Raw genomic sequence first — 26387 nt, 5'->3', positions numbered from 1 at the left:
CTCCTTACGCAAGTTTCCTGCGGGCGTCTTCAAGTTCCCGCGCTTTCTTCAACATAGCGGAGAAACCACTCTTGTCCTTGATCCCGTGCCCACCCATGATTTCCATCGGGTTCAGGCGCTTGGCCTTCATCATGCCCAGACCGACGCTCTGCATCGCCATGGCGTTCTTGATGCCCTGACCGAAACCGTCCTTGAAGTACATGCCCAAGCTCAACTTCAGCTCGTTGACGCGGCCGGTCTTGACCAGGTTGTCCCAGAACATCTGGCCGAATTGCGCCGTAGGCTGGTTCTTCGGCACTAGGCCTTCGCGCTTCGCCAGGTAGGCCAGGCCGTGCATGATGTGGGTGATCGGCAGCTTGCGCGGGCAGCGCACGATGCAGTTGTAGCAGGAGGTGCACATCCACATGGAGTCGGAGGTCAGCACTTCCTCGCGCTTGCCGGCACGGATCATCATGAAGATTTTCTGCGGCGTGTGTTCCCAGTGCGGGCCGAGTGGGCAGGAGCCGGCGCAAACGCCGCACTGCATGCACATCTTTACCCAGTGGCCTTCTTCCACGCGCTCTTCGACTTCCTTGAGGAAGTTTCTGCGGTACTTTTCAATACTCATTCCTGTTTCCTCCTAGAAGCCTTTGAACGGGCTGGGCGGCAATGCGGCGATTTGGTCCGAATACTCGTTGATGAGTCTCGGCAGGCGTTCGATGTCGGTGATAGCCGCTTCAAAGACTTGAACGCGCTCGGGTTCAAGTCCCATGCCCTGAAGCGTGTCGCCCACCTTGCTCATGCGGTAGCTGGCCAGTTCCGAACCCTTGACGAAGTGGCACTGGTAATCGTCGCCATGCTTGCAACCCAGCATCATCACGCCGTCGTAGCCGCTGTTGAGCGCGTCGGTAATCCAGATGGTGTTGACCGAACCCAGGCAACGCACCGGAATCACGCGCACCCATGCGGAATAGACTTCACGGTTCATGGCCGCCATGTCGAGCGCGGGGTAGGCGTCGTTTTCGCAGGCCAGGATCAGGATACGCGGCTTCTCGGAGAACTCGTCCGGTACATCGACGGCCTTGAGCTGGGAACCCACGGTATCCACCGAATAGTTCTCGAAGGAGATCACGCGCACCGGGCAGGCGCCCATGCAGGTGCCGCAACGGCGGCAACGTGCCTGGTTGAACAGCGGGTAGCGTTTCTCGTCCTCGTCGATGGCGCCGAACGGGCATTCCACCGTGCAGCGCTTGCACTGGGTACAGCCTTCGATACGCACCTTGGGGAAGGACAAATCACCCGAACGGGGATGAGCAGCGCGGCCCAGGGCAGCGTTCTCGATCGCCTGGATAGCCTTCATCGCTGCGCCGGTGGAGTCTTCCATGGCTTGAACGATGTCCATCGGACGGCGCACCGGGCCGGCGGAGTAAATACCGGTACGGCGGGTTTCATAGGGGAAACAGATGAAGTGCGAATCGGTGAAGCCATACTTCAACTGCGGCAGATCCGGACCCTGACGGTAGGTCAGGTTGAGCACGGAAATCGGCTTGACCGCGCCTTCTGTCTGGGAGGCATTGTAAGCATCCAGCAGCGTGTTGTCGCCTGCCGCTGCGGCAATTTCCGCCTTCAGCTTGGCATCGACGTCCACACCGGAATTGGCCACCTGGCCGGTCGCCAGCACCACCAGGTCGGCATTTTCGATCGCCGTCTGGTCGTCGAGGATCAGGTCCTGGAAATTCACCTTGCAGGTGTTGCCGGTGGCTTCCACGCTGGACACCTTGCCCTTGGTGAAGGTCACGCCCTTGGTCTGGCCGCTGCGGTAGAAATCCTCGCCGTTGCCGGGCATGCGCAGATCGGTGTAGATCACCACGGTATCCACGTCCGGGTTCTGGTCCTTGAAATACATCGCCTGCTTGACCGAGGTCAGGCAGCAGGAACCGGAGCAGTACGGCAGGTGCTTGCCGGTTTCGTCACGCTGACCGGCGCACTGCACGAACACCACGGTTTTCACTTCGCCACCGTCGGATGGGCGCTTGATCGCGCCGCCGTTGGCTGCCTTGGCAAGCGCTTCCAGGCCGGCCTGGTCCACCACGTTGGCGGATTTGCCGTAGCCCAGTTCTGGCAGGTTGTTGGCGTCGTAAAGCGTGAAGCCGGTGGCCTGGACGATGGAACCGACGGTTTCAGTAGCAGTTGGACCGGATTCTGTGCTTATTTCCGCGATGAAACGGCCCGGTGCGCCCTCGATCTTGCTGGTGATGGCGTTGGTGTAAACCTTGATGTTGCTGTCGCTGTTGATCGCTGCAACCATCTCATCGACGCCGGTCGACTGAGGGTCTGCATAAGGCGATTTGGAGGGGGAACGCTTGTACAGCTTGGCGCCCCAGCCGCCCAGTGCGCCGGTCTTCTCTACCAGCACCACCTGGTAACCGGCCTTGGAAGCCTCCAGCGCGGCGGTCATACCGGAAATACCGCCACCGACGACGAGCATGCGACGCTCGGTCACGGCGGCCGGGTCGATTTCCGGCAGCTTCATTTTCTTGACTTCGGCGCAGCCCATGCGGACATAGTCTTCCGCCATTTCCTGCGTGGTTTCACGCGATGCCTCATCGTCCGGACGAATCCAGATCACGCCCTCGCGCAGGTTGGCACGTGACAGTGCCACATCGGTGAAACCGAAGGCCTCGGTCTTGGCGCGGCGCGAGCAGGCCGCGATCATTACGTGGGTCACGGCATCGTTGTCGATGTCGTTGCGAATCATCGCCACCCCTTCTGCATTACACAGGAAAGGATGTTCCTTCACTACCTGAGCCTTACCTTCTTTCTGCGCAACTTTGGCCAGATTGGCTGTATCGAGTCGCTCACCCAGTCCACAGCCCTGACAAATGTAGGCTGCTACTTTCATGTCCGCCATTGTTTAACCCTCCGCTCTGGCAACACGGTTAATTACTTGAATCGCGCGCAAGGCGCCTGCTGTGGCGCTTTGCACTGCACGGTTCACATCCAGCGGGTTGGCCGCGCAGCCGGCACCGAAGATGGCGCCGTTGGCCTGATCCTGCTCGATGAAGCCGCTCGAATCGGAAACGATTTCTGCCGGGATGTTGGCCGCCATGACGGAAGGCTCCATGCCCACGGCCAGCACCACGAGGTCGTGGGTGTTGGCGTAGCGGTGGTAACCCTCGGTGTTCACGCCGTGCAGCACCGGATTGCCTTCCTTGTCCTCGACGATCTTCGCAACCTTGGACTTGATGAAGGAAACGGTCGGATCAGCCTGAACTTTCTGGTAGAAATCCTCGAAGCGGTCGATGGCGCGGATGTCGATGTAGTAAATGGTCGACTTGCCTTCGTCGCCGAAAGCTTCACGGACATAATTCGTCTGCTTGAGCGAGGCCATGCAGCAGATGCGCGAGCAATGACGCAGATGGTTTTCGTCACGCGAACCGGCGCACTGGATAAAGGCGATGTTCTTCGCTTCCTTGCCGTCCTTGCGCAGGATCTTGCCGCCGGTCGGGCCGTGTGGGTCGGACAGGCGCTCGAACTCGACGCTGGTGATCACGTTATCGAAGCGATCGTAGCCGTAAGGCTGAATCTTGTTGGCATCGTAGGGCTTCCAGCCGGTTGCCCACACTACCGCGCCCGCCTTGATCTGTACGGTTTCTTCCTGCATGCCGAGGTCGACGGCGTCGTACTTGCACGCGGCCTTGGCCTTGTCCGCATCGGGCGTGCCGATGATGGAAGGATCGATCACGTAGCGCTGGGGATAGGCCATCTTGCTCGGCAGGTAAGCCGCCTTGACCTTGCACAGGTTGTAGTTGAACGCATCGTCCACCATGGCTTCCACCGCATTGCTGCAGTCACCGCAGGCAGTACAGTTTTCGTTCACATAACGCGGCGAAATCTTGACGCTGGCCGTGTAATCACCCGGCGAACCGGTGATGCCGGTCACTTCCGCCAGGGTAAGAATGCGGATGCGCTTGTTCTGCTTGACGCGGCGCTGGTTGATTTCCAGACCGCAGGTCGGATGACACAGCTTGGGGAAATAGCGGTACAACTGGGACACGCGTCCGCCCAATGCGGCATTTTTCTCGATCAGCACCACTTCCTTGCCGCACTCGGCCGCTTCAAGCGCCGCCGTCATGCCGCTGATGCCACCGCCTACGACCAGAATGGTCTGGTTGGTTGCAACGACTTCCGTCATCAGATCTCCTCCACCACGGATTAAGACAGCCCGGCGGAACTTGGCTCGACCGGACTACCTGCTTGCTTCGCCGGCGAACCGGCAAAAGGCTATAAACCTGCACTTCAATAAACACGTCAGAGAAGCCGGACTAAATCCGACCCCCTTATCCTGATGCATTTTACCACTCAATTGAAGCGTCAATCCACAGCCATCTAGCCCGGAAACAATCGAATCTTCTTATTCCCTGATAGAAACCCTATATCCAATACATTGAGTCGGGTATTAAAACCCAATCCACAAAATCAGGAAAGAGCGAACTCCAAATGAATTTGTCAATGGATTCGACACCTTAGATGTTAAAATGGCGCCATGAAAAAACAAAAAAATTTCATCAAATTTCCTTTTCTGCGCACCTTAGCGGTCAGCTCCTTGCTACTGCATGCAGCTATGGCTCTTGGTTCGGACCGGAACGCCCAGTCCGAGGACAGCTTTCTGGCCGACATGCCCATCGTGCTGACCGCATCGCGACTTTCGCAGCCCATCGACGAAGCGCCTGCAGCCGTGACCATCATCGACCGCCAGATGATCCGGGATTCCGGCGCATGGGACCTGTCCGAGGTTTTCCGTCTCGTGCCAGGCATGTATGTGGCCTACCACGCCACCGATACCTACACGACCGACAGCACCGTAAGCTACCACGGCCTTTCCGATGCCTACTCCCACCGCATGCAAGTGCTGGTGGATGGCCGTTCGGTCTATTCGCCGATATTTGGCGGCACCTTGTGGAGCGACATCCCTCTGGCCCTGGACGACATAGAACGCATCGAAGTCATCCGTGGCCCGGATTCCGCCAGCTATGGCGCCAACTCCTTCATGGGCGTGATCAACATCATCACGCGCCATTCCGCCGAAAGCCAGGGCGGCATGTTGTCGCTTTCGACCGGGCGTCACCGCGACGAAGCCGTTGCGCGCTTCGGCGGCCAAAATGGCGATCTAACCTACAGGCTCACAGCCGGGACACGAAACGACCGGGGGGAGAACGCAAAAATAACCCGCCCACTAAGCACCCTTGATAACTGGGACAACAACAAACTCGACGACAAGCAAATTCATTTGCTTACCTTCCGTTCCGACTACCGCATCAACGCCACGGACGAAATGGAATTTCAGTTCGGCTATAACGGCGGCACACGCCAGGAGGGGTGGTCAGACAGCATAATCGCGCTCGACGGACGCAGTGTCAGCAACCAGTTCGAATTGCTCAAGTGGAGCCGGGCTCACGAGGATGGCGGCGGCCTTTCTGTCCAGTTCTACCACGCGAACGAAAGCAGCACGGCCACCCTGTTCGACATGCAGCACGGCAATACAATGAACGGCGACACCAAAGCCGATCGTTATGACCTGGAACTTCAGCACACCTTTCTGCCCACCAGCAGCACACGCATCGTGTGGGGAGGAAGCGTGCGTTCGGACTACGTCTATGCGCCGATCTATTTCAAGAACAGCATCACCAATGCACCGCAATATCAGGAGCAATCTTTCTTTCTATCGCGGCTCTTCGGCAACCTCGAATGGCGCGCCCGGCCGGACCTGATATTCAACCTCGGCGCGATGAGCGAAAACAACAGCTACACCGGCAACGACGTCACTCCGCGCATCGCGGTGAACTGGCACGTCGTACCGAATCACACCCTGCGCGCCAGTTATTCCGAAGCCACGCGCACCCCGACCATGTACGAAAAAAATCGCGAAGTGGCATACCTGGGAACATATCTCAGCAAGGAAATGGACCGCGAACAAATCAAGTCCAGCGAAATCGGCTACCTCGGGAAATTTCCGGGGCTTAACATCGATCTGCGTTTATTCTCCGACGAGCTTTCCGGGCTCATCGCGCAAACGGTTTCTGCCGTCCTGCACAACAACCTCAATTCCGGCAAAGCCCGGGTAAAGGGATTGGAAGGCCAGCTGCAATGGGATGTCGGCGCGCAAACCCGCTTGATCTACAGCTTTTCTCACATCGAGATCGACAGCAGCAATCTGGACAATATGACCTATACCACGGCGGCGCCGAGGAACAGCCAGAGCGCGATGCTGACGCATCGCTTTAACCAGAACTGGAGCGCCAGCCTGATGAACTACCAGGTCGGCGCCACTCACTTTCCCGGCAGCGATGCCGGATCCGGCGACAACCCGCAGTATTTCATCGATTTCAACCGTCGCTGGGATGCTCGGCTGGCCTATCGTTTCAAGGCGGGAAGGGGCAACGGGGAACTTGCCCTCATCGTGCAGAACCTCGCCGACGCCCACTACTTCGAGTACCGCCACGACAACGAACTGCCCGGGCGGAGCGCCTGGCTTAACCTGAAGCTGGAGATGTAACCAGTTTCAGCTCGCAACCGTCAGGCGCGAACTATTATCCGACTCTTCCGGCGGCACATCGAAAATTTCGAACTGCATGGTCGTCAGATCGCCCAGCACAAAGGTAGCCGGCGCGCCCACCCCGCCCACGGTGCCCGGATTGACGTACCAGGTATGGCCGCCCTTGATGTTGTGGACGGTCTGGATGGACGCGTTATGGTCATGTCCGCAGCACACCAGGTCCCAGTCGCCGGTAGTGGCAAGCGCTCGGGCATAGTGGGGGTAATGGACGATGAAGATATTGCGCCCGCACAGGTTGATGCCGGCATCCTGACCGTAGAAACGGATCAGGCTGCCGGATTCGGTTGCGAGCTTGGACATGGCAAAAAGGTCGCCGGTATTGTTGCCGTAAATCACGTGCACCGGCAGACCGAATTTCAGCAGGCACTTCAAGGTGGTCGGCGCCACCACATCGCCGCAGTGAATCACCGCCTCGGCCCCTTTTTCCATGGCCGCTTCCACCGCAGCCGCCATCAAATGCCGGTTGTCGTGGCTATCAGAAATTACGCAAATTTTCATTTTTTAATAGCTTTCAGCTTTCAGCCATCAGCTTTCAGCCTTGTCGATTTTTCTGACCGCTGACTGCTGACTGCTGACCGCTATAATCAAAACATCGGCTTTTCGGCGGCATTCACATAGCGGCTGACGCCATCCATGATTTCCTGCTTCGCCTCGTCCGCTCCAACCCAGCCCTGCACCTTGACCCACTTGCCTGCTTCCAGGTCCTTGTAGTGCTCGAAGAAATGGGTGATCTGGGCGGTAGTCTGTTCCGGCAGGTCACGTGGCGATTCGATATTGCGGTAAATCGTGCTCAGCTTGTCGATCGGCACGGCCAGCAGCTTGGCATCCACGCCGGCCTCGTCTTCCATCTTCAGCATGCCGACCGGGCGGCAACGCACCACCACGCCGGTAATCAGCGGCACCGGGGTGATTACCAGCACGTCCACCGGGTCGCCGTCCTCTGAAAGGGTATGCGGGATATAACCATAATTGCAGGGATAGTGCATGGCGGTCGACATGAAGCGGTCCACGAACATGGCACCGGTAGCCTTGTCCACTTCGTACTTGATGGGGTCGCCGTGCATCGGAATTTCGATGATGACGTTGAAATCGTTGGGCAGGTCTTTGCCGGAAGTTACGCGATCCAGATTCACTTTGCGGTCTTTCTGAGATTATTGAGAATGGACGACATTATACGCGCAAAGCGCGCAGGCAAAAAAAGAGGGCAGGATAACCTGCCCTCTCGCTGGCAAAAAACGCTAAATCAGATCAGCGGCACGATCATCAGCGCCACGATGTTGATGATCTTGATCAGCGGGTTGACGGCAGGACCGGCGGTATCCTTGTAAGGATCGCCGACGGTGTCGCCGGTCACTGCGGCCTTGTGGGTTTCCGAACCCTTGCCGCCGTAGTTGCCTTCCTCGATGTACTTCTTGGCATTGTCCCATGCGCCACCGCCGGTGGTCATGGAAATCGCCACGAACAGGCCGGTCACGATGGTACCGATCAGCACGCCACCGAGCGCCTGCGGGCCGAGGATCACGCCGACCAGCAGCGGAACCGCGACAGGCAGCAGGGAAGGAACGATCATTTCCTTGATTGCGGCCTTGGTCAGCATATCCACGCAGGTGCCGTATTGCGGCTTGGCGGTACCTTCCATGATGCCTGGGATTTCCTTGAACTGGCGGCGCACTTCGACCACCACGGAACCGGCAGCGCGACCCACCGCTTCCATGCCCATGGCAGCGAACAGGTAAGGCACCATGCCGCCGATGAACAGGCCGATGATCACCATGTGGTTCGACAAGTCGAAGGTCATGGGAATCGCACTGGCATCAAGCCCAAGCGCCTTGGCACCCAGGGCATGGGTGTAGTCGGCGAACAGCACCAGCGCGGCCAGACCGGCGGAGCCGATGGCGTAGCCCTTGGTCACTGCCTTGGTGGTGTTGCCCACGGCGTCCAGCGGATCGGTGATATTGCGAATCTCGTCCGGCAAGCCGGCCATTTCCGCGATACCACCGGCGTTGTCGGTGATCGGGCCGTAAGCGTCGAGCGCCACGATGATACCGGCCATGGACAGCATGGAAGTTGCAGCGATCGCGATGCCGTAGAGGCCACCCAAGGCATAGGCGCCACCGATGGCGGCGCATACGGCCAGCACAGGAGCGGCGGTGGACTTCATGGAAACGCCCAGACCGGCAATCACGTTGGTGCCGTGACCGGTGGTGGAAGCTTGCGCGATGTGGCGCACCGGAGCGAACTCGGTCGCCGTGTAGTACTCGGTGATCCACACCAGCGCGGCAGTCAACGCCAGGCCAATCAGGGAAGCCAGGTACAGATTCATGGACGTCACCAGCTTGCCATCAATCATCACGCCCTCACCCAGAATCCAGGTGGTCACCGGGTAGAACGCAATCACTGCCAGCACGCCGGAAACGATCAGCCCCTTGTACAGGGCGTTCATGATCTTGGCACCGGGCTGCGTCTTGACGAAGAAGGTACCGATAATGGAAGCAATGATGGAAACCCCGCCCAGCACCAACGGATAGATAACCGCTTCGGATGAGCCGGTAATCATCAGGCCGCCCAGCACCATGGTGGCGATGATGGTCACAGCGTAGGTCTCGAACAGGTCGGCAGCCATACCTGCGCAGTCGCCCACGTTGTCGCCCACGTTGTCGGCGATCACAGCAGGGTTACGCGGATCATCTTCAGGGATGCCAGCTTCGACTTTACCCACCAGGTCGGCGCCGACGTCGGCACCCTTGGTGAAGATACCGCCGCCAAGACGGGCGAAAATGGAGATCAGCGAGCTACCGAAGGCCAGCCCCACCAGTGAGTGGGTAGCCTCAGTGGCGCTGGCGCCGATGCCGATGGTCAGGAAAGCGTAGTAACCCGCCACGCCCAGCAGACCCAGGCCCACCACCAGCAAGCCGGTGATCGCGCCGCCCTTGAAGGCCACGTTCAGAGCGGCATTGATGCCGTCCTTGGCTGCTTCAGCGGTACGCACGTTGGCGCGCACCGAGACGTTCATGCCGATATAACCGGTCAGGCCCGAAAGAAACGCACCGAGCGCAAAACCGACGGCAGTTTGCCAGCCGAGCGCCACAAAAATGGCCACCAGCAAAATCACGCCAACGATACCGATCGTCGTGTACTGCCGGTTCAGGTAGGCCTGTGCGCCCTCCTGCACCGCCGCGGCAATTTCCCGCATGCGGTCGTTGCCGGTCGGCAGACCGAGAATCCATTTAATCGAGAATGCTCCATACAGGAGCGCCACACCCGCGCAAATTAGCGCAAACAAAAGACCGACTGACATGATGACACCATCCCTTCTTGCTGTTATACCAGGCCAATCCGGGCTGGCCCTACGCCCCCGTTGAAGCCCCCGGCTTTTTCCGCCGCGGTAAAACCGTGCTCTTATTATTCATGCAAGTGATGCGTTCAATATTCCGAACAAATTTCAGTTTCAGTTCTCAGTTTTTCAGTGCAATTCCGTTTTCGAAGCGGGTGCCCGGTTCGAACCCGAACACCTGCTCCAATTGCATCTCTTTTATCAGTTGATCCACCGCCGCCTGACCGTATTCCTTTTGCACTTCGGACAACAGCAGCTTGGCGGAATTGGCGTTATAACCGCTGCCAAAACTCACCTGCACCGCCAACAGCTCCCGTGCCCGGTCAAGCGTCATGGACTATCGTTACAGCTTGAACTCGGGCAGCTTCTTCTCCACTGCCACGTTCTTCAGCGTCACATAGTCGGGCAGGCCGTTCTTGTAAGGCGGATAGTCCTCACCCTGAATCAACGGCGCCAAATAGCGACGGCATTTTTCCGTGATGCCGAAACCGTCCTTGGTGATAAAGTCCTTGGGCATGAATTTCTCGACGTTGGCCACATCCTTGAGGTCGGCGACGCCGATCTTGTACTTGTAAGGCTCGTCGGAAATGCGGTGCACCGTCGGCATGACCGAGTTGCGTCCCTTGACGGCCAGTTCCACCGCCGCCTTGCCGAGCTGGTAGGCCTGTTTCACGTCGGTCTTGGACGCGATGTGGCGCGCGGCGCGTTGCAGGTAATCCGCGACTGCCCAGTGGAACTTGTAGCCCAGCGCATCCTTGATCATGTTGGCGACCACCGGTGCGGCGCCGCCCAGCTGGGCATGACCGAACGCGTCGCGCGTGCCCTGCTCGGCGAGGAACTTGCCGTCAGGATAATGGCAGCCTTCCGACACCACGATGGTGCAGAAGCCGTGTTTCTTGACGTTTTCGTCCACCTTGGCGAGGAATTTCACCTGGTCGAATTCCACTTCCGGGAACAGGATCACCACCGGAATTCCCTGATCGGCAACCAGGCCGCCGGCAGCGGCGATCCAGCCGGCATGGCGCCCCATCACCTCGATCACGAACACCTTGGTGGAGGTTTTTGCCATGGATTTGACGTCGAACGATGCCTCGAGAGTGGACACGGCGATGTATTTGGCCACCGAACCGAAACCGGGGCAGCAGTCGGTGATCGGCAGATCGTTGTCCACGGTCTTGGGCACATGGATCGCCTGGATCGGATAGCCCATGGCTTCCGACAGCTGGGAAACCTTGAAGCAGGTGTCGGCGGAGTCGCCGCCACCGTTGTAGAAGAAGTAGCCGATGTTATGCGCCTTGAACACTTCGATCAGACGCTCATATTGCAGCTTGTTGTCTTCCAGGCTTTTCATCTTGAAGCGGCAGGAGCCGAAGGCGCCGGAAGGGGTGTGGCGCAGGGCCGCAATCGCCGCAGCAGATTCCTTGCTGGTATCGATCAGGTCTTCGGTCAGCGCACCGATAATGCCGTTGCGGCCGGCATACACCTTGCCGATCACATCCTTGTTCTTGCGCGCGGTTTCGATCACGCCGCAGGCGGAAGCGTTGATGACAGCGGTGACGCCGCCGGATTGAGCATAAAAGGCATTCTTCTTCGCCATTACATCCTCCAAATTATTTTTAGTTGTCGGCGGGCCGCGTGCTGCGGTGGTCCGCTTCCATTTTCAGCAACAGGGACACACACTCGGCCAGATCGTCATACTCGCGGCGGCCGGTGCCGTATTGTTCCCTCTTCGAATAGAAAAACTGGCTGCGGTAAAGGCCATCGCCCACTTTGAAAATCACGAAGTGCGCCGTGTCGTCGGTCCAGTACAGGGTCGGGCAGGAAGTCATTTCGCGGTCGGTGGGCTCGAGACGGATATCGGAATCCGCCACTTGCACTTCGACCACGCCGGCGCCCCAGCGCTCCTTGATCGCGGTCTCCACGACCCAGAGCTCTGTGCTGGTGACATCCGGAACGCTTGCCCTTTTCATCGCAGCCAACTTGATTTATTTCAATGCAGCAAAAACGGCATCGCGGATTTGTTCCACTTTGCCGACGCCGGCGATTTTCACGCACTTGGGTGCACCAGCCACGCCGGATGCGGCCCAGTCGGCGTAATACTTCACCAGCGGTTCGGTTTGCGCGTGATAGATGTCGAGGCGCTTCTTGACGGTTTCTTCCTTGTCGTCGTCGCGCTGGATCAGTTCTTCACCGGTCACGTCGTCCTTGCCGGCAACCTTGGGCGCATTGAACACCACATGGTAAGTGCGGCCGGAAGCCACGTGCACGCGGCGACCGGACATGCGCTTGACGATTTCCTCGTCGGCCACGTCGATTTCGACCACGTAGTCGATCGGCACGCCGGCGGCCTTCATCGCTTCAGCCTGGGGAATGGTGCGCGGGAAGCCGTCGAACAGGTAGCCGTTCTTGCAGTCGTCCTGGGTGAGACGCTCTTTCACCATACCGATGATGATGTCGTCCGATACCAGACCACCCGCATCCATGATCTTCTTGGCGGCCACGCCCAATTCGCTGCCGGCCTTGACGTGGGCGCGCAGCATGTCACCAGTGGAAATTTGCGGAATCCCGAATTTTTCCTTGATGTAGTTGGCTTGTGTGCCCTTGCCGGCTCCAGGGCCGCCCAGCAGAATCATTCGCATTGTCATTCTCCGTTTATTTGAGTGTAGAAAGATTGTGGATAAAACTATCTTGTTTTACCTAATGGCAACAAGGGTATTGCAATTGCCCAGCCCTGCACATTTAATTATTTTTATAAAGTTATAAACGCATTCTCTTGCTGCTAGGGCGTGTTAACACTAATTTCACGCCTGCGTTGTAACGAGAAGGCCATGGATGCTAGGCGCGGGGCGCAGCGAATGGTTGTTCCATTCGCCAGCGCCGCAACGACGCAGGCATGGCCTTCTCGTTACAACCCTTCGGGACGGGGGCGATTTGGGCGCCTCCCTTTGTCGCAAGCCGCTTGTTGTGGGCGGTACAACCGCGCGTCTTGCTTCGCGGGCGGCATCCCAAATCGCCCCCGTCGGCAGACGCGAAATTAGTGTTAACACGCCCTAACCAACTGAATTAACGCCCAAACAGGCTGCGAACCCGCTCCAGGTCTTCCATGGTATCCACCCCGGCAGCAGGGACGGCAGCCGTAAGCGCGACGCTGATTCTGTACCCGTGCCACAAAGCACGCAACTGTTCCAGCGCCTCATATTGTTCGACGGCCGCGGGACTGAGCAAGCCATAGATTTTCAGGAAAGCGGCACGGTAGGCGTAGATGCCGATGTGGCGGAAAGCGGGAAAATCTTCCGGGAGAGAAATGCGGGAAGCCAGTGTTTGAGCATTCCCCCACGCATCCCGCGCCCAGGGGATGGGCGCGCGACTGAAATAAAGCGCGTAGCCCTCCCGGTCCAGCACCACCTTCACCACGTTCGGATTGAACAACTCGGCATGGTCCTGCAGGGCATGGCAGGCAGTCGAAATGGCCGCCGCCGGGTGATCGTGCAAATGCCGCGCCACCATGCCAATCAACCCGGGATCGATCAGCGGCTCGTCGCCCTGCACGTTGACAACGATTTCGTCTTCGCCCCAACCGCGCTGCAGCGCCACTTCGGCAAGGCGGTCCGTGCCCGAAGCATGGTGGGGCGAGGTCATGCACACATCGATTCCATGTGCTCGCCCCGCATCGGCCACGCCGGCATGGTCGGTAGCGATCCACACCTCGGATGCACCGCTTTGCTGCGCCTGTTCCGCTACCCGCACCACCATGGGCTTGCCAGCGATGTCGGCGAGCGGTTTGCCGGGCAGGCGCGTGGAAGCGTAGCGGGCCGGGATGACGACCTTGAAGTGAGGGGTGTACCCGCAAGGGGCATCACCACCGGGAGCGGAGCCGGAGGCTCTCGCTCCGGCGCGAAGGGGTGAGGGGTGAGGCGATCTCACGCCCGCGCCGCTGTTTTCCTCCTCACTCCTCACCCCTAACTCCTCACTCATTACACTTCTTCCTCAGCCGGCAACTTGCGCGCCTCTTCTTCCAGCATCACCGGAATGTCGTCGCGCACCGGGTAGGCCAGACGGCAGGGTTTGCAGATCAGTTCCTGAGCGGCCTTCTTGTACACCAGCGGCCCCTTGCACAGGGGGCACACCAGGATTTCAAGCAGTTTTGCGTCCATTGCGTTTCCTTAAAGTATCCAGAATTCTTTGTCCGAAGGACGGGTCCAGCTCGGCTCGCACCGGCAGAACCCAGTAACGTTCATCCGCGAAGGCTGCGCATTTGACCGCGTCCTTTTCCGTCATCATTATGGCATCAGCGTCAGGCCAAGCCAGGTCTTCGGCCCGATAAGCATGATGGTCGGGGAAAGGATGGCGCTCGAACGTCAGCCCGAGTCCCTGCAGGTGCGCGAAAAAACGCTGCGGATTGCCGATCCCGGCTACGGCATGAAGCTTTTTGTCCGCCAACTCGAGCGCCGGCACCATTGCGCCGGAGCACAGATTGCGCAACATGACCCCCTTCAGGCTCATGTTGAAATGCCCGCCGCCAGCGAACTCGGCGTCACCGTTCACCACCACGGCGTCAACCTGCCGCAGGCGCCCCACTCCTTCGCGCAGGGGGCCGGCCGGCAGCAAAAAACCGTTGCCGAAAAGGCGCTGCCCGTCAACCACCGCAATTTCCACGTCGCGCGCCAGACGGTAATGCTGCAGCCCGTCGTCGCTGATAAGCACGTTGCATTCCGGGTGCGCCTCAAGCAGCCCCTGTCCCGCCGCGACACGGTCGCGCCCGATCCATACCGGGCAATGCGACTGGCGTGCCAGCAACAAGGGTTCGTCTCCGCTCAGTGCTGCGCTGCCGTCAGGTTCGACCGGCCGCGATTCTGCGGAACGCCCGCCATAACCGCGGCTCACGATGCCGGGACGAAAATCATGCCGTCTCAACCAGTCCGCCAGCCACAGCACCAGGGGCGTTTTGCCGGTACCGCCAACGCTGATGTTGCCCACCACGATCACCGGCACCGGAAGGCGCTGCTCGCGCAGCCAGCCGCTGCGATAAGCCATGCGACGCAGCGCGGAAAGCGCCCAGAACAAAACGCTTAACGGCAACAATATGAGCAGCCATGGGCTGCTTCGGTACCATTGTTTTTCCAGCCAGGAACCGGGCACGAAATTCGAGCCGGATGCCACGGTCACTTACTGTTCTTCGATTGGGTGGCGAAACTGATGCGGCTGTAGCCCGCCATACGCGAGGCTTCCATGACATTGATCACAGACTGGTGGGTGGCCTGCGCGTCTGCATTGATCACGATCACCGGGTCGGGCTGATCGCCCGCGGCACGGCGCAATGCGGCGCTCAGGGCGTCCACATCGGGATTGGCCAGCTGCACGCGGTTGATGACGTAATGGCCGGACGCGTCGACGCCAACGACGATCTCGCTCGGCTTCTGCAGCTGTTTTTCCGCATCGGCCGATGGCAGATTGATCTGCAACTCGGCGATCTGGGAAAAGGTGGTTGTCACCATCATGAAAATCAGGATCACCAGCAGCACATCAATCATCGGGATCAGATTGATTTCCGGCTCTTCCTTGGACCTGCCGCGCTGGAAGTTCATACGCTACTTTCTATCGCCGTGAACCATGTCCACCAGCTTGATGGACTGCTGTTCCATCTCCATCACCAGGGCGTCGACCTTGGCACGGAAAAAGCGGTAGAAGATCATGCTGGGAATCGCCACGATCAGGCCCATGGCGGTATTGTAGAGCGCCACCGAAATGCCGTGCGCGAGCAGCGCCGGGCTGCCGCCGGTGGGGGTCAGCGCGCCGAAGATTTCGACCATGCCGATCACCGTCCCGAGCAGGCCCAACAGGGGGCTGACCGAGGCGATGGTGCCCAGCGTGGTGAGAAAGCGCTCCAGTTCGTGCGTAACGGCACGCCCCGTATCCTCGATGGCTTCCTGCATCATTTCGCGCGAGCTGCTGACGTTGCGCAAGCCGGCGGCGAACAGCTGCCCGAGGGGGGAATGGCGTTCCAGGTTGGCCAGCACCTCGTCGTTCACACCACCCTGCTGCAACCACTCCTGGACTTTCGGCAACAGACTGCGCGGCGCCACCTGGCTGCTGCTCAGGGACCACAGACGCTCGCCGATAATCCCGACAGAAATGATCGACGCGATAATCAACGGCCAGATTGGCCAGCCTGCTGCCTGAATGATGGATAGCACGCGCTTCCTCCTAAAATTTTTTGACCGCGTAACTTTAGCCTGCCGCTCTGTTTTGAGCAAGGGCGCTGGTTTCGCGTGTCATAACTCCATGTCGGAATAGGTATTTTCCCCTATTGTCCACAGTTTCTGTGGATAACTTTGTGCATGGATTGTCAAAAGTGCTCATAAACCCCTTCCCCACAACATATTTCTTGCTTCGCACAAAAATTGCGCTACTATTTTTATCACTAATAATCATGTAGTTATTAAATCAAAAACAACGTGTTGACAAGAGTTCCGTGAATATGAAAGTTTTTTAACAACTGTGGATTAGTTTAGAATCCGTCCATGTCTTTATTCCTCCCCAAGACGCCGACGGTTCTCTCGGTCAGCGAACTCAACCGCCACGCCAAGGCAGTACTGGAACAGACCTTTCCGCTTTTGTGGGTGGGCGGCGAAATCTCCAACTTCACGCGCGCCACATCCGGCCACTGGTACTTCACTCTCAAGGATGGCCAGGCCCAAGTGCGCTGCGCCATGTTCCGCCACAAAAGCCAGTACGTCGATTTCAGACCGGAAAACGGCATGCACGTGGAAGTACGTGCGCTGGTCACCCTGTATGAAGCGCGCGGCGAGTACCAGCTCAGCGTGGAATCCATGCGCCGCGCCGGCCTGGGTGCGCTGTTCGAGGCGTTCGAAAAACTCAAGGCGAAACTTGCCGCGGAAGGGCTGTTCGAGGAGACGCGCAAGCAAGCCCTGCCGGTCTTTCCGCGCTGCATCGGCATCGTCACGTCCCCTGCCGCCGCTGCGCTGCGCGACGTGCTGACCACGCTGCGCCGGCGCATGCCGAACATCCCGGTGGTGCTCTACCCCACCCCGGTGCAGGGCGAAGGCGCCGGGCAGAAAATTGCCCAGGCGCTGCAGCTGGCCGACAGCCGCAACGAATGCGACGTCCTGATCCTGTGCCGCGGCGGGGGCAGCATCGAGGACTTGTGGGCGTTCAACGAGGAAGTCGTGGCACGCGCCATTGCCGCGAGCTCGATCCCGGTCATCAGCGGCGTCGGCCATGAAACCGATATCACCATCGCCGATTTCGTCGCCGACCGGCGCGCACCGACCCCCACCGCGGCGGCGGAGCTGGCCACGCCGCACCGCGCCGACCTGCATCAGCGGCTCGACGCGCTGCACGCCCGCCTGTCGCGCCAGACCTCACGCAGCCTCGAGCAGCGCATGCAGCAGCTGGACTATCTGGCGCGCCGCCTGGTGCATCCCGGCACGCGCATCGAGGCGCAACTGCAGCACCTCAACCATCTGCGCCAGCGCCAGCAGCAGGCGGCTAGTCGCGCACTGGAGCAACAGGAATGGCGCGTTCAGCGCCTGGCCAGCCGCCTGGCGAGGAGCGCGCCCGCGCCGCAGCTGCTGCAGGCCCAGCAACAGCAGCTCGGCCAACGCCTGGAACTCGCCATGGGGCAACTATTGCAGCACCGCCAGGCCACGCTGCAACGCCTGGCTGCAAGCCTGCAGCACCTCAACCCGGAGGCCGTGCTGGAGCGCGGCTTCAGCATGGTACGCTCGGCCAGCGGTAAACTTGTACGCAGCAGTGCCGATATAGCCCTGCACGAGGAGCTTTCCATCACCTTTGCCCACGGAAGTGCGAATGCCAGTGTGACACGCAAGGAGGAAGCGACATGAATCTGAAGTTCTGGAAAAAGAAAGCGCCGGCCGACGCGGAAGAAGGCGACACCGACGGCGACAAGACCGTGGCCATCCCGCGCGAGGCGGAAGCGTCTGAAGAAGAGAGCGTTCGCCCCGGTCTGCTGGCACGTGTGCGCAACGCCCTGTTCGCTTTGCGCAAACCCCGTGACTCGAGCACCGAAGCCGGTGACGGCGAAGCGGAAACGCACGGCAGAGACAAGCCCGCCGCAGCCGACCGCGGGGACGCTGAAGAACCCCTGGTTGTCCCGGTACGCAATCTGAAGAAACGCTTGATTATCGGCGGCATGCTCGGCGCCGTGGTGCTGTTATTGGCCGGCATCGGGCTCACCGCATGGACACTGCTCGCGCCGAAGCATGCGGAACAGAACAATTCGCCAGCAGCAGCCCACAACACCGCGACTACCGCGGCCAAAGCCACGGGCAGCGCGGCAATGCAGGCGCAGATCGAAGCACTCAAGCAGCAGAACGCGAAAATGCTCAGCGAACTCGAGGCAATGAAGAAAACCGGCCAGGACGAAACGCCGGCGGCGGCCGGCAAGGAAGACGGGGCGGCCAAGACAGCCGGCGGAGATGTTTTACTGTTCAGCGGCAAGGACACCAAGGCGAGCGCGGCGGCGCTGAAGCAAGCCATCGAGGAAATGAACGCCGAATCCGAGGGACGGAAACCTCGCAAGACTGCCCCATGAAGGAGGACCCCGTTTTCGTTTTGCATCACCCTGATGCCTCGTGGTAGCCTGTCGCCACCGCGTAGGAAGGTTAAATTGCATGGATGGAAAGACGTTGGTCAGGCGCACTAACTTCACTCGCATAATCGCGGCGTGCGCGTTCATTTTCGCCACCGCCGCCAGCGCCGGCCCCACAGTGAAAACCTTGCGTGTCGACGTGCTCTACTGGTCAATGAACATCCCCGGCCAGGTTGCCATGCGCAAGGGCCTGGAGCAGGAAGCAGCCGCCATCAACCGCGACGCGGACAAAAAAAACCAGCCGCGCATCGAACTGACGCCTTATATCGCCGGAGACGGTAGTGCCGGCATCGAACGCCAGATCGCCCAGATGTTCGAAGCGGTGAAACGCAAGCCCGACATCATCATCGTCCAGCCCACCGACAATGCCGCCCTCGCCGCCCCGCTGCGCGCCGCCAACCAGGCCGGCATCCCGGTGGTGGCTTACGACCAGTACATCAGCGGCGGCACGCTGGCCGCCTTCGTCACATCCGACAACTACCAGGCGGGCTACCTCGACGGCGAATACCTCGCCGCACACTTTCCCGACAGCAAGGAACTCAAGCTGATCCTGGTCGAATACCCCCATGTTTCGTCCACGGTGGAGCGCGCCAACGGCCTGCTCGATGCGCTGCGCGATTACCGCCAGCCGTTCCGCATCCTCAAGACCTACGAGGCAGTGGAACCGAACAGCGGCGCACGCGCCGGGGCGCAAATGCTGCGGGACTTCCCCGCCACAGGCAGCGTGGATGCGGTTTTTTCCGTCAACGACGGCGGCGGACTGAATATCGTGGAAGCACTCGCCAACGCCGGGCGCACGGAAATCGTCGTCGCCAGCATCGACGGCGATCCCAAGTCGGTGGACAACATCCGCGCCAAACGCCTTACCCATATCGATGCAGCGCAATTTTGCGGCCCGCTCGGCGCCGAGGCCATGAAAATCGCCTACGCGCTCGCCACCGGGAAAAAAGTGGCGCCTCACCACCTGGTGCCGGTGTTTCCCATCACCAGCGAAACACTTCAGCTTTACCCCGGCTGGGGGGGACCGATCCCGCCTCGTTTCGCCAAGCCCTGGCAGGCGCGTGTACCATACTGGGAAGGAACGGTAAGGCCCGCCAAGTAATTCATAAAAACAATAAATCCGGATAAAACTTGAACCACGACATGCCGCAAGCAGATTACGAACACCTTCCCTTCTCCCACATCGACCGCCGCCTCGCCCTGTCTTTCGGTGCACTCATCCTTACGCTCATGAGTGTAATACTGGTGGTTGGCGGGCTTTATTACCAGAAAGTGATGCAACGCGAGCAGGACAAGCTGTCCACGCTGGTCACCCAGATTCTCGCCAATTCGGTGAACCGCATCAGTTTCTCGGGCAAGTACCACGCCCGCCTGTTGCTGGAGGAGATCAAGGCGCAACAATCCGGTATCGCCTACGTGATGGTGGCTGACAAGGAGGGCGCGGTACTGGCCCACAGCGACCCGGCGCTGAACGACAGCAAGCTGGACGCTGACGCCATGCGTGCCGCCGCGCAGGTCCTGCAGAGCGGGGAGCGCGCAATCAGGAATCTGACTGTTGCCGGGGAGCCGATCAGGGACATCACCCTGCCTTACCATGCCGGTTTCGAGCACAAGGTGGCCGGCGTCATTCGCGTCGGCATTGCGGATCGCGAGGGACATGCGGCGCTGGCGCAAGGGCTGTTTTACCTGGCCGCGCTGGTGCTGGTGCTCATGGCCATCGGCGCAGGCATCACCCTGAAGCTGAGCGCCAACTTCGGCCGCCCCGTCAAACGCCTGGCCGCGCAACTGCAAGGCATCCTCGAACACGCACCGCTGCTCATCGCGATCCGCGACATAAACGGCCGCGTACATTCCTCCAGCGTGATGTTCCGCGAGCGCTACGGGTTGAGTCCCGATGATCTGCGGCAACAATCCGTTACCCAATTGCTGCCGCCAGCTGCGGCGCAACTCATCCGCGAGACGGATGGAAGAATATTTGCGCACGGGGAAACCCTGCGTGACGAAATCCGCGTCGAATTCGGCGGGAAGGAGCACACCTACCTGCTGACGCGCTTCCCCATCGCCAGCGACGAGAGCGGCCGCACCACCCTGCTCTGCTCCATCGGCCTCGACGTGAGCGAGCAGAAACGCATGGAAACCGCCCTGTTCAAGGAAAAGGAACTGGCCCAGATCACCCTGCAATCCATCGGCGACGCGGTGATTACCACCGACCAGGACGGCCATGTCGCCTACCTCAACCCGATCGCGGAACAACTCACCGGCTGGACCAATGCCGATGCGGCTGGACAGGCCTTGACCGAGGTGTTCGTCATTCTCAACGAAATAACACGTGCGACAGTGGAAAATCCGGTGGAGAAGGCGCTGCGCGAGGATCGCGTGATCGGCCTGGCCAACCATACCCTGCTCATCGCGCGCGACAGCACCGAGTACGCCATCGAAGATTCGGCGGCACCGATTCGCGACCGTGAAGGCCACATCATCGGGGCGGTGCTGGTATTCCACGACGTCAGCCGGGCACGCGATATGACCCGGCAGATTCTGTTCCAAGCCACCCACGACGCGCTTACCGGCCTGATCAACCGGCGCGAGTTCGAACATCGCCTGAGCAACCTGCTCGCCAGCGCCGAAAAAGACGAACGCCAGCATGCCCTGCTGTACCTCGACCTCGACCAGTTCAAGGTGGTAAACGACACTTGCGGCCACGCCGCGGGAGACAAGCTGCTGGGGCAGCTGACCCAGTTGCTGCAAACCTGCATCCAGGAGCCGAATACCCTGGCGCGGCTGGGCGGCGACGAATTCGGCGTACTGCTGCAGGACACCACGCAGGAGCAGGCACTGGAGCAAGCCAACGTCCTGATGGAGGCGATCAAGAATTTCCGCTTCGTATGGCAGGACCAGTTTTTCGTGCTCGGCGTCAGCGTCGGCCTGGTGGCCTTGAGCAAGGAAAACCACGACACCGTCGACAGCGCGCTGATCGCCGCCGACACCGCCTGCTACCTGGCGAAGGACATGGGTCGCAACCGCGTGCAGATATTCCGCCACGAAGACGCCGAACTCACCAACCGCAGTGGCCAGATGCACTGGGTATCGCGCATCACCCGCGCCATCGAAAAAAATCGTTTCCGCCTCTACAAACAGCTGATCCAGCCCGTCGGCGCGGACAGCAACGGCAGCCGGCACTGGGAAATTTTGCTGCGCATGGTGGACGAGGACGGCAACATCATCGCCCCCGGCGTCTTCATCCCCGCCGCGGAGCGCTACAACCTGATGCCCGCCGTCGACCGCTGGGTGGTGCAGCATGCGCTGGAAGCGTTCCGCGATCTGCGTGCCGCCAGCCCGGACTGGCACGACACCTTCTCCATCAACCTCTCGGGCGCGTCCTTCGGCGAGGACAGCCTGCTCAGGTTCATCCGCGAAACGCTGCACCAGTGCGCCGTGCCGCCGCAAGCCATCTGCTTCGAAATCACCGAAACCGCGGCGATCGCCAACATGAGCCGCGTCATAGAGTTCATCGACGAGATGAAGGCGCTCGGCTGCCGTTTCTCCCTGGACGATTTCGGCAGCGGCCTGTCCTCCTTCGCTTACCTGAAAAACTTCCGCGTCGATTACCTGAAAATTGACGGCGCCTTCGTGCGCGACATGGTGGAAGACAAAATGGACCACGCCATGGTGGAAGCCATCCACCACATCGGGCAAGTGATGGGCATCAGCACCGTGGCCGAGTTCGTCGAGACCGAGGCAATCCTGCAAAAACTCACTGCCATCGGCGTCAATTACGCGCAAGGCTACGCCATACACCGGCCGGAACCGCTCCTGCCCGAAAACGCAACCGCCCTCCCCTGACGCGGGGAAGGCGGAAACTCTGCTTACCTGTCGCCGTTAGCGGGTTTCGACCTGTTCGCGGACCTGGTCACGGGTTTGCTGCCGGGTCTGAGTTTGGGTCTTGCCCTCGCCCATGCCTTTTTCCTGGACGCGGTTGTGCTCTCGCACCTGCTCGCGGGTTTGCTCCTTTACCTGATCCTGTTGCTGCTGGCCACCGGAGGAAGCCTGGCCGCCCATCATGGAACCCTGGCCGCCACCCATACCGCCACCGCCGCCACCGCCACCGCCGCCGCCCCGGGCGAAGGCCGCCGTACTGGAACCCAGCGCCGCCGCCAACAAGATCACCATTAGTGAAGATTTACGCATGTCCCTACTCCTTGAAATACAAATAAAAAGGGGTTGTTAGCGGCCTCTGCCCCGTCCACCGCCGTAACCACCGCCCTGCGCTCCCGTCGCCGCCCCATTGCTGCCTGGCGCATTGATCGAAGGGTTGCCCATGGCGGGCGTATTCGATTGCATCTGACGCGCCTCAAAACCGCGCCCGTAGCGCGCGCCCTCATGCGCCGGTTCGCCTGGTACGGCATTCTCCCGGGTCATGCGTTCGCGCCCGTTGACGCTGAGATCGCGCATCAGGGACTGTTCTTCCTGGCTCATGGCACGCATGCGCTTCTGTAGCGCGCTGCGGAAGGCATTTTGTTCCGCAGCGGCGCTGCTTGAGTCTTGCGGGTCCATTTGAGCCCTGCCCTGCCCGGTCATCAGGGTCCGGTCCTGCGCCAGCACATTCCCGGCGAACAGCAGCCCAAGAACGATCACGCTGGTGCGCAATAACCGCATGGTGTGGATATCCATATTTTTCCCGCCACTGTTTTGCCGATCACATCCGATACAGCACCGTCTTGCATGGTGTGCATCATGAGCCGCGAGGGTTTCAGAATAATTTCCCGAAAACGGCAAAATGTAACAATGTGTTACCGATTGCGTTCGTCTATGGACAGCGCTCCGGGAATTCGTATAGTTGTGTCATGGACAGCCGAAAAGAACACATATTGGTGGTGGATGACGACCCCGGACTGCGCGAATTGCTCGAACGCTACCTGGTGGAGCAGGGCTACGCAGTCGAAACCGTCGCCGACGGTGGCGCGATGGAGCGCCGCCTGGCGGAACACCCCGCAGACCTGGTGATCCTGGACCTGATGCTGCCGGGGGAAGACGGCCTGACGCTGGCGCGCAAATTGCGGGCACGGGGCGGCCAGCCCATCATCATGCTATCGGCGCGGGGCGAGGACATCGACCGCATCATCGGCCTCGAAGTGGGCGCGGACGACTATCTCGCCAAGCCCTTCAACCCGCGCGAACTGCTGGCGCGCATCCGCGCCGTCCTGCGACGCAGGGAAAGCGCAAAATCCGTGCCGGAAGAAACAACAAGCGGGCTCTTCCGCTTCGGCCCGTTCAGCCTGAACGGCAATGCCCATCGCCTGGACCGGGACGGCGTGGAAGTGACGCTGACCGCCGGCGAATTCAACCTGCTGCGCATCTTCGCCGAACACCCCAACCGCGTGCTGAGCCGCGACAGCCTCATGGACCTGATCAAGGGCTACGAGCGCACGCCTTTCGACCGCAGCATCGACGTGCGCGTGACGCGTTTGCGGCGCAAGATCGAAGACGACCCGACCGCACCGGTCTATATCCGCACCGTGTGGGGCGAAGGCTACCTGTTCGCCCCGCAGGGCAGGACAACATGACGCTGCCCGCACGCCGCCATTCGCTGTTTCGCAGTACCGCCACAACGCTCGCCGTGGCACTGTTTCTTTTCCAGGCCATCACGCTTTCGGTGACGGTGTATTTCGTCATGCAGCCCATGGCAAAACGTTCGGCGGACGACCTCGCCGCGCTGATCGTCCTTTCCGCCCAGACCTGGGCCGAGCTGCCGCCGCAAACGCGCCCGGATTTCGAGCTGGAACTGGCCGAAAAGCACAACCTGTGGCTGTTCCAGGCCACCACGCTGCTGCCCGACCACAACCACTTGTTCATGCCTTATCTCTTCATGCTGGAAAGCGCCCTCGAGAAGCGTCTCGGCCGGCCCATCGAGATCAAGGTCACGCAGTGGGAGCAGCCCTGGCTGTGGGTCGAGTTCCCCGTCGGGGTCCATCAATTGCGCATCGGCTTCCCCCGCGAGCACCTCGGCGTGAACCCCACGGCGGCCTTGCTGCTGGTGCTGTCCACCACCGTCGCGCTCACCCTGCTGTCGTCGGTCATCCTGGCGCGGCGCATCAGCCGGCCGCTGGCGAAACTCTCCGCGGCGGCCGAGCGCGTCGGCCAGGGCAACGCGCCGGAAACCCTGCCGGAAAGCGGCCCCGACGAACTGGCCCGCCTGGCGCACACCTTCAATCGCATGGCGCTGCAGGTGCAGGAGCTGCTCGCCAATCGCACCACCCTGCTGGCCGGCATTTCCCACGACCTGCGCACCCCGCTGGCGCGCATGCGTCTGGCGGTGGAAATGCTGCCCAGGGAAGCCGACCCGAAGCTGGTCGACCGTCTGCAGCACGACCTGGACGAAATGAACCGCCTCATCGGCGAGTTCATCGAACTCAGTCGCGGCCTGGAAAAGGAAGCCGCTCAGGAAATCGATCTCACCGAATTGCTGCGGGAGCTGGTCGACGACGCCAGAAACGGCGGCGCGCAAATCGAATGGCCAGGGCAGGAGCCCTGCGTGCGTCCGGTCGGGCCCATGGCGCTGCGGCGCATTCTCGCCAACCTGATCGGCAACGCGGTACGCTATGGCGCGGGCCTGCCGGTCGCCATCGAATGCGCGTGCGGAAAAGTGAATGTCGTTATCCGGGTGCTCGACCGCGGCCCGGGCATTCCGCCCGATCAGGTGGAAAGCGTGTTCCGGCCGTTTTTCCGCCTCGAATCCTCGCGCAGCAGCGCGACCGGGGGGAGCGGGCTGGGTCTGGCGATCGCCCGCCAGCTGGCGGACGCCAACGGCTGGAAAATCGAACTGCTGCCGCGTGAAGGCGGCGGTACGGAAGCGCGGCTGACGATTCCCTAAGCGAGCGCTGCGTCGATATGCGCCTGCACCTGGGCAGCCAGGTCGTCCGCCAGGCAGTCGAACTCGCTCACGTTTCCCATGCCGCGCAGCCAGGTGAGCTGGCGTTTGGCCAGCTGGCGGGTGGCGAAAATGCCCTTGTCGCGCAGCGTGGCAAAATCCATTTCCCCGTCGAGATATTGCCACGCCTGGCGATAACCGACGCAGCGCATGGACGGCAGGTTCGGCGTCAGCGCATAGCGCGCGCGCAAGGCCTCGACTTCCGCCACCAGCCCCTGTTCCAGCATGGCATCGAAACGCGCCTCGATGCGCTGGTGCAGCACCGCGCGATCGCTCGGCACGAGCGCCAGTTGCACCAGCCGGTAGGGCAGGTCGCCGGTCTTTTCCTGGGCCAGCAGTTCGGACATGGGCCGTCCGCTCAGCAGGCACACTTCCAGCGCGCGCTGGATGCGCTGCGCATCGGCCGGGTCGAGGCGCGCCGCCGTGACCGGATCGAGCCGCGCAAGTTCCTCGTGCAGCGCCGGCCAGCCGCTGCGCCGCGCCCGCGCGTCGAGTTCCGCGCGCAGCTCGGGGTCGGCCTGCGGCAAATCGTTCAGGCCGTGCTGCAGCGCCATGAAGTACAGCATGGTGCCGCCCACCAGCAGGGGAATGTTGCCGCGCGCGGTGATTTCGCCCATCAGGCGCAGGGCGTCGCTGCGGAATTGCGCCGCCGAATAGCTGTTTGTCGGGTCGATCAGGTCGATGAGATGGTGCGGCGCCGCCGCCAGGGTCGCGGCGTCCGGCTTGGCGGTGCCGATGTCCATGTCGCGGTACACCAGGGCCGAGTCCACGCTGACGATTTCCACCGGCAGGTGCTGCACCAGCTCCACCGCCACGCCGGTCTTGCCGCTCGCGGTGGGGCCCATGAGAAAGATGGCGGGAGGGAATGTATTCATACTGACCACAATTCAGCCACAGA

The 26387-nt window shown here is 60.7% G+C and carries 25 protein-coding genes; 7 read left to right on the top strand and 18 right to left on the bottom strand.

The window, feature by feature from the left end:
• Positions 1 to 4: 4 nt before the first annotated feature.
• From SKTS_RS06050 to SKTS_RS06040, 3 genes are read right to left on the bottom strand one after another with little or no spacing between them, the layout of a single operon-like run.
• Positions 5 to 607, bottom strand: coding sequence for a 4Fe-4S dicluster domain-containing protein (locus SKTS_RS06050; RefSeq protein WP_173061770.1), 603 nt, complete (start codon positions 605 to 607; stop codon positions 5 to 7).
• A gap of 12 nt (positions 608 to 619) precedes the next feature.
• Positions 620 to 2890, bottom strand: a complete 2271-nt coding sequence (locus tag SKTS_RS06045; RefSeq protein ID WP_173061767.1) for a hydrogenase iron-sulfur subunit — start codon at positions 2888 to 2890, stop codon at positions 620 to 622.
• Between the two features lie 3 nt (positions 2891 to 2893).
• A complete protein-coding gene (locus SKTS_RS06040; protein WP_173061764.1) occupies positions 2894 to 4174 on the bottom strand; it encodes a CoB--CoM heterodisulfide reductase iron-sulfur subunit A family protein in 1281 nt (426 codons plus the stop codon).
• A 429-nt stretch (positions 4175 to 4603) separates the two neighbouring features.
• On the opposite strand from SKTS_RS06040, the gene SKTS_RS06035 reads away from it, so the two are divergent.
• Positions 4604 to 6535, top strand: a complete 1932-nt coding sequence (locus tag SKTS_RS06035) for a TonB-dependent receptor plug domain-containing protein (protein ID WP_244617456.1) — start codon at positions 4604 to 4606, stop codon at positions 6533 to 6535.
• Positions 6536 to 6541: 6 nt separating this feature from the next.
• On the opposite strand, the gene SKTS_RS06030 is transcribed toward SKTS_RS06035, so the two are convergent.
• The 12 genes from SKTS_RS06030 to SKTS_RS05975 form a co-directional block, all read right to left on the bottom strand.
• On the bottom strand, positions 6542 to 7093 hold the full coding sequence (locus SKTS_RS06030; RefSeq protein WP_173061758.1) for a YfcE family phosphodiesterase: 552 nt from the start codon (positions 7091 to 7093) through the stop codon (positions 6542 to 6544).
• Between the two features lie 86 nt (positions 7094 to 7179).
• Entirely contained in the window at positions 7180 to 7728 is a 549-nt protein-coding gene (ppa, locus tag SKTS_RS06025; RefSeq protein WP_173061755.1) for an inorganic diphosphatase, read from the bottom strand.
• A gap of 110 nt (positions 7729 to 7838) precedes the next feature.
• Complete coding sequence (locus SKTS_RS06020) at positions 7839 to 9893, bottom strand: sodium-translocating pyrophosphatase (RefSeq protein ID WP_173061752.1); 2055 nt, start codon at positions 9891 to 9893, stop codon at positions 7839 to 7841.
• A 157-nt stretch (positions 9894 to 10050) separates the two neighbouring features.
• A complete protein-coding gene (locus tag SKTS_RS06015; protein ID WP_173061749.1) occupies positions 10051 to 10263 on the bottom strand; it encodes a hypothetical protein in 213 nt (70 codons plus the stop codon).
• A gap of 9 nt (positions 10264 to 10272) precedes the next feature.
• Positions 10273 to 11526 carry a 6-phosphofructokinase gene (locus tag SKTS_RS06010; protein ID WP_173061746.1) on the bottom strand — a complete coding sequence of 418 codons (1254 nt, stop codon included), beginning with the start codon at positions 11524 to 11526 and terminating at the stop codon, positions 10273 to 10275.
• Between the two features lie 19 nt (positions 11527 to 11545).
• On the bottom strand, positions 11546 to 11899 hold the full coding sequence (locus SKTS_RS06005; RefSeq protein ID WP_173061744.1) for a hypothetical protein: 354 nt from the start codon (positions 11897 to 11899) through the stop codon (positions 11546 to 11548).
• Between the two features lie 15 nt (positions 11900 to 11914).
• A complete protein-coding gene (gene adk, locus SKTS_RS06000; protein ID WP_173061742.1) occupies positions 11915 to 12568 on the bottom strand; it encodes an adenylate kinase in 654 nt (217 codons plus the stop codon).
• Between the two features lie 424 nt (positions 12569 to 12992).
• On the bottom strand, positions 12993 to 13904 hold the full coding sequence (gene kdsB, locus SKTS_RS05995) for a 3-deoxy-manno-octulosonate cytidylyltransferase (protein ID WP_173061740.1): 912 nt from the start codon (positions 13902 to 13904) through the stop codon (positions 12993 to 12995).
• A complete protein-coding gene (locus tag SKTS_RS05990) occupies positions 13904 to 14083 on the bottom strand; it encodes a Trm112 family protein (protein ID WP_173061738.1) in 180 nt (59 codons plus the stop codon). Before SKTS_RS05990 ends, kdsB begins: the two co-directional genes overlap by 1 nt.
• A complete protein-coding gene (gene lpxK, locus SKTS_RS05985; protein WP_244617455.1) occupies positions 14064 to 15095 on the bottom strand; it encodes a tetraacyldisaccharide 4'-kinase in 1032 nt (343 codons plus the stop codon). The genes SKTS_RS05990 and lpxK overlap by 20 nt, the downstream gene beginning before the upstream one ends.
• Positions 15092 to 15514 carry an ExbD/TolR family protein gene (locus SKTS_RS05980; RefSeq protein WP_173061736.1) on the bottom strand — a complete coding sequence of 141 codons (423 nt, stop codon included), beginning with the start codon at positions 15512 to 15514 and terminating at the stop codon, positions 15092 to 15094. Before SKTS_RS05980 ends, lpxK begins: the two co-directional genes overlap by 4 nt.
• 3 nt (positions 15515 to 15517) lie before the next feature.
• Positions 15518 to 16123 (bottom strand): MotA/TolQ/ExbB proton channel family protein, encoded by a 606-nt coding sequence (locus tag SKTS_RS05975; RefSeq protein WP_173061734.1) that lies wholly within the window; start codon positions 16121 to 16123, stop codon positions 15518 to 15520.
• Between the two features lie 327 nt (positions 16124 to 16450).
• On the opposite strand from SKTS_RS05975, the gene xseA reads away from it, so the two are divergent.
• The 4 genes from xseA (at position 16451) to SKTS_RS05955 (ending at position 22404) form a co-directional block, all read left to right on the top strand.
• Positions 16451 to 17794, top strand: coding sequence for an exodeoxyribonuclease VII large subunit (gene xseA / locus SKTS_RS05970; protein ID WP_173061732.1), 1344 nt, complete (start codon positions 16451 to 16453; stop codon positions 17792 to 17794).
• Positions 17791 to 18504 (top strand): hypothetical protein, encoded by a 714-nt coding sequence (locus tag SKTS_RS05965; RefSeq protein WP_173061730.1) that lies wholly within the window; start codon positions 17791 to 17793, stop codon positions 18502 to 18504. Before xseA ends, SKTS_RS05965 begins: the two co-directional genes overlap by 4 nt.
• Before the next feature lie 94 nt (positions 18505 to 18598).
• Positions 18599 to 19663 carry a sugar ABC transporter substrate-binding protein gene (locus SKTS_RS05960; RefSeq protein WP_198420434.1) on the top strand — a complete coding sequence of 355 codons (1065 nt, stop codon included), beginning with the start codon at positions 18599 to 18601 and terminating at the stop codon, positions 19661 to 19663.
• Positions 19664 to 19692: 29 nt separating this feature from the next.
• A complete protein-coding gene (locus tag SKTS_RS05955; protein WP_173061726.1) occupies positions 19693 to 22404 on the top strand; it encodes an EAL domain-containing protein in 2712 nt (903 codons plus the stop codon).
• A 36-nt stretch (positions 22405 to 22440) separates the two neighbouring features.
• Here the strand turns inward: SKTS_RS05955 and SKTS_RS05950 are convergent, their stop codons facing one another.
• Entirely contained in the window at positions 22441 to 22749 is a 309-nt protein-coding gene (locus SKTS_RS05950; protein WP_173061724.1) for a hypothetical protein, read from the bottom strand.
• A 36-nt stretch (positions 22750 to 22785) separates the two neighbouring features.
• Positions 22786 to 23232 carry a hypothetical protein gene (locus tag SKTS_RS05945; RefSeq protein WP_173061722.1) on the bottom strand — a complete coding sequence of 149 codons (447 nt, stop codon included), beginning with the start codon at positions 23230 to 23232 and terminating at the stop codon, positions 22786 to 22788.
• Between the two features lie 173 nt (positions 23233 to 23405).
• Between SKTS_RS05945 and SKTS_RS05940 the strand changes: the two genes are divergently transcribed.
• Both SKTS_RS05940 and SKTS_RS05935 read left to right on the top strand, forming a co-directional pair.
• Entirely contained in the window at positions 23406 to 24125 is a 720-nt protein-coding gene (locus SKTS_RS05940) for a response regulator (RefSeq protein WP_173061721.1), read from the top strand.
• Positions 24122 to 25432, top strand: coding sequence for an ATP-binding protein (locus tag SKTS_RS05935; protein WP_173061718.1), 1311 nt, complete (start codon positions 24122 to 24124; stop codon positions 25430 to 25432). The genes SKTS_RS05940 and SKTS_RS05935 overlap by 4 nt, the downstream gene beginning before the upstream one ends.
• On the opposite strand, the gene miaA is transcribed toward SKTS_RS05935, so the two are convergent.
• The gene (miaA, locus tag SKTS_RS05930) at positions 25429 to 26364 is read right to left on the bottom strand and encodes a tRNA (adenosine(37)-N6)-dimethylallyltransferase MiaA (protein WP_173061715.1); all 936 of its coding nucleotides are present in this window, start codon (positions 26362 to 26364) and stop codon (positions 25429 to 25431) included. The genes SKTS_RS05935 and miaA overlap by 4 nt on opposite strands.
• Positions 26365 to 26387 lie beyond the last annotated feature (23 nt).

It is taken from the genome of Sulfurimicrobium lacus, from assembly GCF_011764585.1.
GTDB classification, from domain to species: domain Bacteria; phylum Pseudomonadota; class Gammaproteobacteria; order Burkholderiales; family Sulfuricellaceae; genus Sulfurimicrobium; species Sulfurimicrobium lacus.
This window is presented reverse-complemented; position numbering and strand designations above follow the sequence as displayed.

Excerpts from the sequence above, each read along its gene's own strand:
- SKTS_RS06035 (WP_244617456.1), top strand. The coding sequence starts at position 4,604 with ATGGCTCTTGGTTCGGACCGGAACGCCCAGTCCGAGGACAGCTTTCTG.
- kdsB (WP_173061740.1), bottom strand. The coding sequence starts at position 13,904 with ATGAGTGAGGAGTTAGGGGTGAGGAGTGAGGAGGAAAACAGCGGCGCG.
- SKTS_RS05990 (WP_173061738.1), bottom strand. The coding sequence starts at position 14,083 with ATGGACGCAAAACTGCTTGAAATCCTGGTGTGCCCCCTGTGCAAGGGG.
- SKTS_RS05980 (WP_173061736.1), bottom strand. The coding sequence starts at position 15,514 with ATGAACTTCCAGCGCGGCAGGTCCAAGGAAGAGCCGGAAATCAATCTG.
- SKTS_RS05935 (WP_173061718.1), top strand. The coding sequence starts at position 24,122 with ATGACGCTGCCCGCACGCCGCCATTCGCTGTTTCGCAGTACCGCCACA.
- SKTS_RS06050 (WP_173061770.1), bottom strand. The coding sequence starts at position 607 with ATGAGTATTGAAAAGTACCGCAGAAACTTCCTCAAGGAAGTCGAAGAG.
- SKTS_RS05945 (WP_173061722.1), bottom strand. The coding sequence starts at position 23,232 with ATGGATATCCACACCATGCGGTTATTGCGCACCAGCGTGATCGTTCTT.
- SKTS_RS06040 (WP_173061764.1), bottom strand. The coding sequence starts at position 4,174 with ATGACGGAAGTCGTTGCAACCAACCAGACCATTCTGGTCGTAGGCGGT.
- SKTS_RS05940 (WP_173061721.1), top strand. The coding sequence starts at position 23,406 with ATGGACAGCCGAAAAGAACACATATTGGTGGTGGATGACGACCCCGGA.
- SKTS_RS06015 (WP_173061749.1), bottom strand. The coding sequence starts at position 10,263 with ATGACGCTTGACCGGGCACGGGAGCTGTTGGCGGTGCAGGTGAGTTTT.
- SKTS_RS06030 (WP_173061758.1), bottom strand. The coding sequence starts at position 7,093 with ATGAAAATTTGCGTAATTTCTGATAGCCACGACAACCGGCATTTGATG.
- adk (WP_173061742.1), bottom strand. The coding sequence starts at position 12,568 with ATGCGAATGATTCTGCTGGGCGGCCCTGGAGCCGGCAAGGGCACACAA.
- SKTS_RS06005 (WP_173061744.1), bottom strand. The coding sequence starts at position 11,899 with ATGAAAAGGGCAAGCGTTCCGGATGTCACCAGCACAGAGCTCTGGGTC.
- SKTS_RS06045 (WP_173061767.1), bottom strand. The coding sequence starts at position 2,890 with ATGGCGGACATGAAAGTAGCAGCCTACATTTGTCAGGGCTGTGGACTG.
- xseA (WP_173061732.1), top strand. The coding sequence starts at position 16,451 with ATGTCTTTATTCCTCCCCAAGACGCCGACGGTTCTCTCGGTCAGCGAA.
- SKTS_RS05950 (WP_173061724.1), bottom strand. The coding sequence starts at position 22,749 with ATGCGTAAATCTTCACTAATGGTGATCTTGTTGGCGGCGGCGCTGGGT.
- SKTS_RS06020 (WP_173061752.1), bottom strand. The coding sequence starts at position 9,893 with ATGTCAGTCGGTCTTTTGTTTGCGCTAATTTGCGCGGGTGTGGCGCTC.
- miaA (WP_173061715.1), bottom strand. The coding sequence starts at position 26,364 with ATGAATACATTCCCTCCCGCCATCTTTCTCATGGGCCCCACCGCGAGC.
- SKTS_RS06010 (WP_173061746.1), bottom strand. The coding sequence starts at position 11,526 with ATGGCGAAGAAGAATGCCTTTTATGCTCAATCCGGCGGCGTCACCGCT.
- SKTS_RS05965 (WP_173061730.1), top strand. The coding sequence starts at position 17,791 with ATGAATCTGAAGTTCTGGAAAAAGAAAGCGCCGGCCGACGCGGAAGAA.